This is a genomic window from uncultured Cellulomonas sp., assembly GCF_963527515.1.
Lineage (GTDB): Bacteria > Actinomycetota > Actinomycetes > Actinomycetales > Cellulomonadaceae > Cellulomonas.
Genome location: NZ_CAURTV010000108.1, coordinates 1 through 11,543, shown reverse-complemented (window position 1 = coordinate 11,543; position 11,543 = coordinate 1). Strand labels below are relative to the sequence as shown.

The window sequence follows — 11,543 nt, the reverse complement described above, 5'->3', positions numbered from 1 at the left end:
GGCGCGGACCGGCCACCCGACGCTGCGGCTCGTCGTCGACACGGGCCTCGGCGCGCTGCCCGCACTCGCCGGGGTCCGGGACGTGGACGTGGACGACCCTGCGCTGCGCCGCGCGCCCGCGACGGCCCGGGCTGCCCCCGTCCTGCTCGTGGACGACATCGACGAGCTCGAGCGCGCCCGCCCCGCGGTGGGCGAGCTGGTGACGGGCCTGCTGGCGACCGGCACCTGCGCCGTGGTCGCGAGCTCGACGGCGTCGACCGCCGCGGCCGCGTTCCGGGGGGTCCTGCCCGCACTGACGCGCCTGCGCCGCACGCTCGTGCTGGACGCGCACGATCCCGCCTCGGCCGAGCTCGTCGGCGAGCGGGCGCCGTGGTCGGTCGACCCTCGGCACCGGCCACCCGGGCGCGGGGTGCTCCTGAGCGGCCGGACGGCGACGGTCGTGCAGGTCTACGCGGTCGGGTCGGCTACTCGACCGGCGGCGGGCGACGAGCCGTGACGGCCACGACCGACGGGATCATCAGCCCGACGCCGATCAGCACGGCGACCACCAGCACGGCGGCCGCCCAGACGGACGGCTCGGCGCGCAGCCATCCGACCGCCAGCACGACCAGCAGGATCTGCCACATGATGACCGGCGAGCGCGCCCACCCCCGGCCGCGCAGGAGCCCGCGCGCCGCGAGCAGGAGCAGCAAGGCGATGCCGCACCCGAACGCGGCGAGGAACAGGCTCGCGGCCGGCATCGACGCGGCGCCCCGCACGACGTCGGCGACCCACGCGATCCCGAGCCCCAGGAACGCGGCGGCCTCGACCGTCACCAGGAGGCACACGGCGATGAGGAGAGCGGGTCGGCGAGCGGTCACGGGGACGAGCCTAGGCACCGCGGGGGGTGCTCGGCAGCGCAGGGTGGCTCTGCGCAGACCTGCTCCCTGACCTGCACCGACGGTATGCAGACGCGACCTCTGCCCCTGATACCACGTCCCGGACGTGTCCCACGCCACGACGTGACGCCGATCACCGTCCGGAACCGCCGCGAACGTCGGGACGTTCGTCCCACACCGGCCCTCACCTGCAGCAATATGCGGGAACGGGGTGAGCACAGCCCACGCACAGGTGTGACGAACACCTCAGCCTTCATGCACGTGAAACCTCCCCGTAACCCTTGTGGACTTCCGATACCGATGCGAGCCTTGATGCAGCACGTCCCCCACCCCCGATCTCGTGTCCAGACCTGTGCGCCCTCACCCGGGCGCCGTCTCGACGTGTGCCTAGGAGAGAACCCATGGATTGGCGCCACCGCGCAGCGTGTCTCGACGAGGACCCGGAGCTGTTCTTCCCCATCGGCAACACCGGACCTGCCCTGCTCCAGATCGAGGAGGCGAAGGCCGTCTGCCGCCGCTGCCCCGTCGTCGACACCTGCCTGAAGTGGGCGATCGAGACCGGCCAGGACGCGGGCGTCTGGGGCGGGCTCTCGGAGGACGAGCGCCGCGCGCTCAAGCGCCGCACGGCCCGCCAGCGCCGCGCCAGCTGACCTCGCACCGCACCGCACCGGCCCCGTCGCGCACCACGCGGCGGGGCCGCGTCGCGTCCGGCGTCAGATCAGCGCCGCCGCCTCGCGCGGTCCCCGCAGCCGGGCCTCGATGATCACCGACGTCCCGCCGCCCTCGCGGCTCGTCCACTCGATCGTGCCGCGCATCTCGTTGGTCACCAGGGTCGAGACGATCTGGGTGCCCAGACCCGTGCCGGCGCCGCGCTCCGTCGGCAGCCCCGAGCCGTCGTCGGCCACCTCGACCCGCAGGGCGTCGTCGTGCCGCTCGACGATCACCTCGACGGTCCCCGACTCGCGTCCCTCGAACCCGTGCTCGACCGCGTTGGTCACCAGCTCCGTGAGGATCAGCGCCAGCGCGGTCGCGTCCTCCGCGGGGATCGAGCCGAACGACCCCCGCACCAGGGTCCGCACGCTCGCGCCTTCGGTGGCCACGTCCGCGGCGAGCCGCAGGCTGCGGCCCACCAGGTCGTCGAACGGCACGCTCTCGTCGAGGGTCTGCGACAGGGTCTCGTGCACGAGCGCGATGGTGGCGACCCGCCGCATCGCCTCCCCCAGCGCCTCCTTGGCCTCGGGCGAGGCGACCCGTCGCGACTGCAGCCGCAGCAGAGCGGCCACGGTCTGCAGGTTGTTCTTCACGCGGTGGTGGATCTCGCGGATCGTCGCGTCCTTGGTGATCAGCTCGCGCTCGCGCCGCCGCAGCTCCGAGACGTCACGGCACAGCAGGACGGCCCCGACGCGCTGGCCGTGCTCGGTGAGCGGCACCGCACGCAGGGACAGCGCCACGCCGCGCGCCTCGACGTCCACGCGCCACGGCGCACGCCCCATGAGCACCAGGGGCATCGACTCGTCGACGGTGTCGTGCTGCTCGATCAGGTCGGCCGTGACCTCGACCAGGGAGCGCCCCACCAGGTCGCCCACCACGCCGAGCCGGTGGAAGCAGGACAGGGCGTTGGGGCTCGCGTAGAGCACCTCTCCCTCGGAGTTCAGCCGGACCAGCCCGTCCCCGACGCGCGGGGCGCCCCGGCGCGGACCGGTGGGCGCGTCCGGTGCGGGGAACTCCCCGCGGCCGACCATCGCGAAGATGTCGTCGGCCGCCTCGACGTAGTTGAGCTCGAGCCGGCTGGGCGTCCGGGCGCCGCCGAGGTTGGTCTGGCGGGCGAGCACGGCGATCGCCTTGCCGCGGCGGACGACGGGGACCGCCTCCTCGCGCACCGCGTACGAGCCGAACCACCGAGGCTCGCGCGACCGCTGGGCGGCCCGCTCGTCCAGGGAGCGCTGCAGCTGAGGTCGCTGGCCCTCCGGCGCGCTCGAGCCGACGACGTCGTCGTAGTGGACGGTCGCGCCGGTGGAGGGCCGGCACTGGGCGATGGCGACGAAGTCCCCGTCGGTGGTCGGGAGCCAGAGCACGAGGTCCGCGAACGCGAGGTCGGAGAGCACCTGCCAGTCGCCGACGAGCAGGTGCAGCCACTCGAGGTCATGAGCATCGAGCGCGGCATGACGAGCGGCGAGGGTGCTCAGCGTGGACACGCCACCAGGGTAGGTGGCCGCGACCGCCCGTCGGACAGGACGGCCAGGACGTGGGCGGCTAGCCTCGGACCCACCGCCCGACCTCCCGAAGGACCCTGACCGTGCGACTGAGCGTGACGCTCGACCTGCCGACCGACGTGCGCGCCGCGGCGCTGCTCCTGGCCGACCCCGAGTACGTGCACGAGAAGGTCCGGGCCAGCGGCGCGCTCGAGCAGCACGTGGACGTCACGAGGACCGCCGACGACGCCTTCACGGTGACCAGCCGGCGCGCGCTGCCGACCGAGCAGATCCCGGCACACCTGCGCAGCTTCGTCGGGAGCCAGATCGACGTCCGGCAGGTCGAGGCGTGGGAGGCCCCCGCGGCCGACGGCTCGCGCGTCGGGACGGTCGTCGTCGAGATCGCCGGCGCCCCGGTCCGGCTGAGCGGGCGGACCGCGCTGACCGCGTCGGGACCGGGTGCGACCACCGTGACCTACGACGGCGAGCTGCGTGCCTCGGTGCCGTTGTTCGCCTCGGCGATCGAGCAGGCGGCCGCCGGTGCGATCCGATCCGCGCTCGAGGTCGAGCAGGACGTGGCCCGGCGCTGGATCGCTGATCACGGACAGGCGCCGCAGCCGTAACGATTCGGTAACACGGACCGATGTCCATATCGCTCTGACCTGCAAGAACACCGGTGTGGGATCGCTACCACGCCCAAATCGGACCCGAGCGTCCTTGACACTCGGAAGGCTGCCGACGACAGTATCCGCAGCGCGTGGGAACGCTCCCGCATCTGCATCGCTGGGAACCGACCGCGCCGGGTCCACACGGCCCAACCCGACGTCCGTCCGCGCCCCCTGCGGCGAGCGGACGACGGGTGCCCTAGGGGTACGGCGAGGACGCCGTCCGACTGACAAGGGAGTCACAGTGCGCAAGACCACCAGCAAGATGTGGGCGGCCGCGGCGGGGGTCACGGGCATCGCCCTCCTCGCCACCGCCTGCTCCGGCGCCTCCGACACGCCGGCCGACGAGCCGTCCGAGGGCGGCACGGAGAACATCACCCTGACGCTCGGCACGTTCAACGAGCCTGGCTACACGGACGAGATGTTCGCCGCGTACGAGGCCGAGAACCCGGGCGTCACGATCGAGAACAAGAAGGCTGCGACCTCCAACGAGGCCCGCGACAACCTGAACACGCGCCTCGCGTCGGGTTCCGGTGCCTCGGACGTCGAGATGATCGAGATCGACTGGCTCCCCGAGCTCATGCAGTACCCGGACAAGTTCGCCGACCTGACGGACCCCGAGCTCGCCGACCGCTGGCTCCCGTGGAAGGTCGAGCAGGCCACCACGCCCGACGGCATCCTGCTGGGCTACGGCACGGACATCGGCCCGCAGGCGATCGCGTTCCGCGGCGACCTGCTCGCCGCCGCCGGCCTGCCGTCCACGCGTGAGGACGTCGCCGCTGCTCTCGGTGGCGCGGACGCCACGTGGGACGACTACTTCGCCTTCGGCAAGCAGTACACCGAGGCCACGGGCAAGCCGTTCTTCGACGCTGCTGGTGCCATCTACCAGGGCATGATCAACCAGGTCAAGAACGCCTACGAGTCCGACGACGGCGCGATCGTCGCCGCGACGAACCCCGAGGTCAAGGACATCTACGACGCCGTCACCACGGCCTCGGTCACCGACAACCTGTCGGCGCACCTCGGCCAGTGGAGCGACGACTGGACCGCCTCGTTCCAGACGGACGGCTTCGCGACCATGCTGGCCCCGGGCTGGATGCTCGGTGTCATCGAGGGCAACTCGGCCGGCGTGACCGGCTGGGACATCGCGGACGTCTTCCCCGGCGGCGCCGGCAACTGGGGCGGCTCGTTCATGACCGTCCCGGCGCAGGGCAAGAACGTCGAGGCCGCGAAGAAGTTCGCTGCCTGGCTGACGGCCCCGGAGCAGCAGCTCCAGGCCTACAAGAACAAGGGCACGTTCCCGAGCCAGGTCGAGGCGCTCGCCTCGGACGAGCTGCTCGGCTCCACGAACGCGTTCTTCAACAACGCCCCGGCCGGCCAGATCCTGGCCAACCGCGCCGAGGGCATCGTCGCCCCGTTCAAGGGCCCGAACTACTTCGCCGTCAACGACGCGATGCAGTCGGCTCTGACCGAGGTCGACGTCAACGGTGGTGACGCCGCTGCTCAGTGGGACACCTTCGTGAGCGCGGTCAACGCACTCGGCTGACGCTAGCCGCGGGGCCGGGCCGGTGGGTCACCCATCGGCCCGGCCCCGCCAGCGCAGGCTCCCGACCACCGCCACGAAGGACACCTGATGGCCACCTCCACCACCTCGCCCCAGCTCGACCGCGGGCGGCAGCGCGACCCCGAGCGCGCACCGCGCCGGGTCGGCTTCAGCCAGACCCTGGGTCGCTGGGACGTCAAGGTCTCGCCGTACCTCTACATCTCCCCGTTCTTCATCCTCTTCGCGATCACGGGTCTGTTCCCCCTGGCGTACACGGCCTACGTGTCCGTGCACGACTGGAACCTGATCGGCGGCAAGGGTGACTTCGTCGGCTTCGAGAACTACCTGTTCGTCCTGCAGGAGCCCAACTTCTGGAAGGGCCTGCGCAACACCTTCAGCATCTTCCTGATCTCGACGGTCCCCCAGCTGATCATCGCGATCGTGCTCGCGGCGCTCCTCGACGCGAACCTGCGCGCACGGACCTTCTGGCGCATGGGCGTGCTGCTGCCCTACGTCGTGGCACCGGTCGCCGTCAGCCTCGTCTTCGGCAAGCTGTTCGCCCCCAAGTCCGGCCTCATCAACACGGTGCTCGGCTACATCGGCATCGACCCGATCGGCTGGCAAGCGCAGGTCCTCCCGAGCCACATCGCGATCGCCACGATGGTCGACTTCCGCTGGACCGGGTACAACACCCTCATCCTGCTCGCCGCGATGCAGGCGATCCCGCGTGACCTCTACGAGGCGGCCGTCCTGGACGGCGCGTCCCGGGTGCGTCAGTTCTTCTCGGTCACGGTCCCGATGCTGCGGCCGACGATCATCTTCGTGGTCATCACGTCGACCATCGGTGGCCTGCAGATCTTCGACGAGCCGCGCCTGTTCGACCAGACCGGCCAGGGTGGCCCGAGCCGCCAGTGGATGACAGCCACCATGTACATCTACGAGCTCGGCTGGGGCAACCAGAAGAGCTTCGGACGGGCGTCCGCGGTGGCCTGGATCCTGTTCCTCATCATCATCGTGATCGCCATGATCAACTTCGCGGCGACGCGCAGGATCTCGTCGGAGACCTCGACGACGAAGAAGCGGAAGAAGGTTTCCCGATGAGCGCCCCCTCGTTGCCGGTCATCCGGCAGACCGCGGGCCGCGGTGCCGCCCGCGCCGCCGGGCGGAGCCGCTCCACGGCAGCCGGGTCGGACCGTCGTCCGGGCTGGGTCACCTACGTCCTGCTGACGGGTGCCATCGTCCTGGCGATCGCGCCGCTGTACTACGCGTTCCTGCTCGCCTCGTCGACGGCCCCGGCCATCGCGCAGAACCCGATCCCGTCGCTCATCCCGCAGGGGGAGTTCTTCACGAACGTCGGCAAGGTGCTCAACGGCGAGATCCAGTTCTGGAAGGCGCTCGGCAACTCGATCATCGTCGGGACGATCACGGCGTTCTCCGTGGTCCTCTTCTCGACGCTCGCCGGGTTCTCGTTCTCCAAGCTGCGGTTCCGCGGCCGCAACGCCCTGCTCGTGTTCGTCATCGCCACCACGGCCGTGCCGACGCAGCTGGGCATCGTCCCGCTGTTCATCCTGATGTCCCAGCTCGGCTGGACCGGCAAGCTCATCGCGGTCATCGTGCCGGGCCTGGTCACCGCGTTCGGTGTCTTCTGGATGACGCAGTACCTCGAGTCGGCCCTGCCGTACGAGCTCGTCGAGGCCGCCCGCGTGGACGGCGCGTCGATGATCCGGACCTTCTGGCACATCGCCCTGCCGGCCGCTCGTCCCGCAGCCGTGATGCTCGGCCTGTTCACGTTCGTCGCCTCGTGGACGAACTTCTTCTGGCCGTTCATCGTCCTGGGCAACCAGAACCCGACGCTGCCCGTGGCCATCCAGCTGCTCCAGGCGTCCTACTTCAAGGACATGTCCCTGATCATGGCGGGCGTCACCATCTCGACGATCCCGCTGATCATCCTGTTCTTCGTCGCGGGCCGTCAGCTGGTGGCCGGCATCATGCAGGGTGCCGTCAAGGGCTGACGCGGTCAGACTGTTCACGGCACGTCCCGGTCGACCGCGGTCCTCCCCGACCGCAGGAACCCGGCTGACAGGAACGGCGGGGTGCTCCCCCAGCACCCCGCCGTTCTCGTCACCAGCTCGTCATCGCTGCCTCGGCAGCCACAGGAGGGAAGACCAACGGTGGTCGACAACATCCCGGTCCGCGTGGACTCTGCGCGGCCGCCCGCGCCCACGCTCGAGCAGGTGGCCGAACGGGCCGGCGTCTCGCGCTCCACGGCCTCCCGGGCCATCAACGGCGGGCTGCGCGTGTCTCCCGAGGCGCTCGCCTCGGTCGAGTCCGCGGTCGCCGACCTCGGCTACACCCCGAACCGTGCGGCTCGCTCGCTGGTCACCAAGCGCACCGACTCCATCGCGCTCGTCGTCCCCGAACCGGACGAGCGCGTGCTCTCGGACCCGTTCTTCGCGGGGACGCTCAACGGCCTGAGCACCTCGCTGGCCGACTCGGACATGCAGGTCGTGCTCGTCATCGCCCGCCCGGGCGAGAGCGAGCGCACGGTCCGGTACCTGCGCAACGGGCACGTGGACGGCGCGATCGTCGTGTCGCACCACGCCAACGACGAGCTCGACCGCGCGCTGCAGCTGTCGCGCGTGCCCAACGTCTTCGTCGGCCGGCCGCTGTCCGCGGACGAGCGCGACGTGCAGTACGTCGACACCGACAACGTCGAGGGTGGGCGCCTGGCCACGCAGCACCTCATCGACCGCGGCTGCACCCGCATCGCGACGATCGCCGGACCCGCGGACATGTCGGCCGGCATCGACCGGCTGACCGGGTGGCGCAACGCGATCCGCGCGGCCGGCATGTCGGACGACGCGGTGGTGCACGGCGACTTCACCATGGCGTCCGGCACCATCGCGGCGCGCGAGCTGCTCGCCAGGTACCCGGACGTGGATGCCATCTTCATCGCGTCCGACCTCATGGCGGCCGGCGCGCTGAGCGTGCTGGCGGAGCACGGCCGGGAGGTCCCCGGGGACGTCGCGGTGGTCGGCTACGACAACCTCGGTGTGGCCGCGTCGACCACTCCCCCGCTCACGAGCGTCATCCAGCCCGTCGTCGCGATGGCCCGGGCGGCCGGCGCGCGTCTGCTCGACCAGCTGAACGGCGCACCCCCGTCGCCGCCGCTGATCTTCGCGCCCGAGCTCGTCATCCGCGCCTCGGCGTAGCGCGGACCGAGAGCCGAGGCCGTGAGCGCGCCGCCGGCGGCGCGTGGAGGGCCAGGGCCGTCAGCGCGCCGCCGGTGGCACGTGGCCGAACCGGTGCAGGGTACGGCTGACGGCCTGCTCGCGCACGACCGTGAGCAGCTCGCGGGAGGCACTGGCCAGCACGGGGGCGTCGAGGACGGTCACGTCGCCGACCCGGGTGGCGGCGGCCTCGCGGAGCCCGGGTGCGGACCCGACGACGCGGACCCGCCCGGTCACCGCTCCGGAGCGGACGCGCGCGGCGAACGCCTCGTGCGACTCGGCCGACACGTCGCTGAGCGTCATGGGCACCCCGGCGGTGCGCGCGGCGTGGCGCACCCGCTCGACCTCGCGCGGGCGAGCGTCGTCGCCCGCGCGGACGGTCAGGTGCGGGACCGGGCGGTAGCGCAGGAGGTTGGCCTCGACGCGCAGCCCTGACGGGTCGTGCTCGCGTGACAGGTCGTCCGCCCACACCCGGGCGTCGTCCGCGCGGGCCCACGCCAGCCAGGCCGAGTCCTCCTGGGGCACGTCCGGGGCGTCCTGCCAACGGCCGATCTGGGCGACGTAGTGCGGACCGCCCGCCTTCGCGCCGGGGCCGACGGTCGACGCCTTCCACCCGCCGAAGGGCTGGCGTCGCACGATCGCACCGGTGATGTGCCGGTTGACGTAGGCGTTGCCGACGTCGACGCGGTCGAGCCAGTGCGCGATCTCCCCCTCGTCGAGCGAGTGCAGGCCGCCGGTCAGCCCGAAGGCGACCGCGTTCTGCAGGTCGATCGCCTCGTCGAGGGTGTCCACCCGCATGACGCCGAGGACCGGACCGAAGCACTCCGTGGTGTGGAACCAGGAGCCGGGCGCGACGCCGTGCTTCACGCCGGGCGTCCAGAGCCGGCCCTCGTCGTCGAGCTGCCGCGGCCGCACCAGCCAGGACTCCCCCGGGTCGAGGGTGGTGAGCGCCCGGAGCAGCTTGCCGGAGGCGGGTTCGGTCAGCGGCCCGACGGCCGTGCCCAGCTCCGTGGGCGGGCCGACGCGCAGCGACTCGACCGCGTCGGCGAGCTGGCGGCGCAGCCGGTCCGAGCGGCCGGCCGACCCGACGAGGATCGCCAGGGAGGCCGCCGAGCACTTCTGCCCGGCGTGCCCGAAGGCCGACCGCACCAGGTCCGCGACGGCCAGGTCCACGTCCGCGGACGGGGTGATGACCAGCGCGTTCTTCCCGGACGTCTCGGCGACGACGTCGAGGTCCGGCCGCCAGCCGGCGAAGAGCTGCGCGGTCTCGATGGAGCCGGTGAGCAGCACCCGGGCGACCCCGGGGTGGGTGACCAGCCGGCGCCCGACGTCCCCCTCGGGGCTCAGCACGACGGTGAGGGTCCCTGCGGGCGCGCCGGCCTGGTCGAGCCCCCGCTGGACAGCCGCCATCGCGACCTGGCCGCACCGGGGTGCCTGCGGTGCCGGCTTGACCAGCACCGGGCTGCCCGCAGCCAGGGAGGCGAGCACCGAGCCCACGGGGATCGCCACCGGGAAGTTCCACGGCGGCGTGACGACGGTGAGCCCCGACGGCCGGTGCACGGCACCCGGGACCGCGCCGTCGGCGAGGTCGGCGGCGCGGTCGGCGTAGTACCGCGCGAAGTCCACGGCCTCGCTGACCTCCGGGTCCGCCTCGGCGACCGTCTTGCCGGTCTCGTGCACCATGGTCGCGACCAGGTCGGCGCGGGCGTCCTCGAGTGCCGCGGCCACCGCCCGCAGCGCACGCGCGCGCTCGGCGGGCGGGGTGGCCGCCCACGCGGGCAGGGCGTCCGACGCGCGCGCGACGACGTCGTCGACCTCGTCCGTCGTCGTGACCTCGACGGCGTTGCCGGGCACAGGCACGTCGCGCTCCACCACGCCGCGCGCCCAGGCCCGGGCCACCCCGACCGCCGGGTCGGTGTCCGGGGTGTTGGCGAAGGCCTCGGGACGGGGGGCGTCCGCGACCGGGCGGGCGGCCCGGCGTGCGGCGGTGGACGGCTCGTCGCGGTCGCGGTAGGCCACCCGGAACGCCTGCTCCTGCGCGTCCATCGCGGCGGGGTCGGCGAAGAGGGCGTGCAGGAAGTTCTGGCTCGCGGAGTTCTCCTCCAGGCGCCGCACCAGGTAGGAGATGGCGACGTCGAAGTCGTGGCGGGCGACCACCGGCGTGTACAGGAGCACGGCGCCCACCTCGTCGCGGACCGCGCGCGCCTGCGCGGGAGCCATGCCCTGCAGCATCTCGACGTCCAGCGCCTCCGAGACGCCGCGGCGCTGTGCGAGCAGGTGCGCGGCCGCCACGTGGAACAGGTTGTGGCTGGCCACCCCGACCCGCAGCGCGGACGTCCGGGCGGGGTCGAGGGCCCGGTCGACCAGCCGCAGGTATGCGGCGTCGACCTCCGCCTTGGAGCCGTAGGGCGCCTGCGGCCAGCCGTGCAGCTCGGCCTCGACCTGCTCCATCGCGAGGTTGGCGCCCTTGACCAGGCGCACCTTGAGCCGTGCGCCGCCGGCGTCGCGGCGCTCGGTCGCGATGCCGGTGAGCTCCTCGAGGGCGTCGGCCGCGTCCGGCAGGTAGGCCTGCAGGACGATCCCCGACTCCGCCGCCATGAGCTCCGGGTCGGACACGAGCCGCTCGAAGACACGCAGGGTGAGGGTGAGGTCGCGGTACTCCTCCATGTCGAGGTTGAGGAACGTCCCGTGCCGCGCCGCCGAGACGTACAGCGGCCGCAGGCGCTCGACCACGCGGGAGACGCTGCCCTCGGTGTCCCAGGTGGAGAGCTGGCTGGCCACCGCGGACACCTTCACGGACACGTAGTCCACGTCGGGACGCTCGACCAGGGCCTGCACGCGCGCCAGCCGCGCGGTCGCCTCGCGCTCACCCAGCACCGCCTCGCCCAGCAGGTTGAGGTTGAGCCGGAAGCCCTCCGCGCGGGTCGCGGCCAGGTGCCCGGCCAGTCCCGGGCCGTCGTCGGCGACGAGGTGGCCGACGAGGCTGCGCAGCCGCCGCCGGGCCGCGGGGACGACGACGCCGGGCAGCACCGGCG

General features: G+C 72.6%; 10 protein-coding genes. 7 read left to right on the top strand and 3 right to left on the bottom strand.

Annotated features, from left to right (window positions below):
- Positions 1-496 (top strand): hypothetical protein (locus tag RYN42_RS17395; protein ID WP_315098066.1); only part of this gene is annotated, 496 nt, incomplete at its 5' end.
- Here RYN42_RS17395 and RYN42_RS17390 read toward each other — a convergent pair.
- Complete coding sequence (locus RYN42_RS17390; protein ID WP_315098065.1) at positions 465-860, bottom strand: hypothetical protein; 396 nt, start codon at positions 858-860, stop codon at positions 465-467. The two genes, RYN42_RS17395 and RYN42_RS17390, sit on opposite strands and share 32 nt — an antisense overlap.
- Before the next feature lie 419 nt (positions 861-1,279).
- On the opposite strand from RYN42_RS17390, the gene RYN42_RS17385 reads away from it, so the two are divergent.
- Positions 1,280-1,528: a WhiB family transcriptional regulator gene (locus RYN42_RS17385; RefSeq protein WP_315098064.1), complete on the top strand. Its 249-nt coding sequence runs from the start codon at positions 1,280-1,282 to the stop codon at positions 1,526-1,528.
- Between the two features lie 63 nt (positions 1,529-1,591).
- Here RYN42_RS17385 and RYN42_RS17380 read toward each other — a convergent pair whose 3' ends face one another.
- Positions 1,592-3,073: a histidine kinase N-terminal domain-containing protein gene (locus tag RYN42_RS17380; RefSeq protein ID WP_315098063.1), complete on the bottom strand. Its 1,482-nt coding sequence runs from the start codon at positions 3,071-3,073 to the stop codon at positions 1,592-1,594.
- 101 nt (positions 3,074-3,174) lie between these two features.
- Here RYN42_RS17380 and RYN42_RS17375 point away from each other — a divergent pair, with 101 nt between their 5' ends.
- The 5 genes from RYN42_RS17375 (at position 3,175) to RYN42_RS17355 (ending at position 8,490) form a co-directional block, all read left to right on the top strand.
- Positions 3,175-3,693, top strand: a complete 519-nt coding sequence (locus tag RYN42_RS17375; protein ID WP_315098062.1) for a DUF2505 domain-containing protein — start codon at positions 3,175-3,177, stop codon at positions 3,691-3,693.
- Between the two features lie 286 nt (positions 3,694-3,979).
- Positions 3,980-5,281, top strand: coding sequence for an ABC transporter substrate-binding protein (locus RYN42_RS17370; RefSeq protein WP_315098061.1), 1,302 nt, complete (start codon positions 3,980-3,982; stop codon positions 5,279-5,281).
- Positions 5,282-5,368: 87 nt separating this feature from the next.
- Positions 5,369-6,379 (top strand): sugar ABC transporter permease, encoded by a 1,011-nt coding sequence (locus RYN42_RS17365; protein ID WP_315098060.1) that lies wholly within the window; start codon positions 5,369-5,371, stop codon positions 6,377-6,379.
- A complete protein-coding gene (locus tag RYN42_RS17360) occupies positions 6,376-7,290 on the top strand; it encodes a carbohydrate ABC transporter permease (RefSeq protein ID WP_315098059.1) in 915 nt (304 codons plus the stop codon). The genes RYN42_RS17365 and RYN42_RS17360 overlap by 4 nt, the downstream gene beginning before the upstream one ends.
- Positions 7,291-7,449: 159 nt before the next feature.
- The gene (locus RYN42_RS17355) at positions 7,450-8,490 is read left to right on the top strand and encodes a LacI family DNA-binding transcriptional regulator (protein WP_315098058.1); all 1,041 of its coding nucleotides are present in this window, start codon (positions 7,450-7,452) and stop codon (positions 8,488-8,490) included.
- A gap of 60 nt (positions 8,491-8,550) precedes the next feature.
- Here the strand turns inward: RYN42_RS17355 and RYN42_RS17350 are convergent.
- Positions 8,551-11,543 (bottom strand): bifunctional proline dehydrogenase/L-glutamate gamma-semialdehyde dehydrogenase (locus tag RYN42_RS17350; protein WP_315098057.1); only part of this gene is annotated, 2,993 nt, incomplete at its 5' end.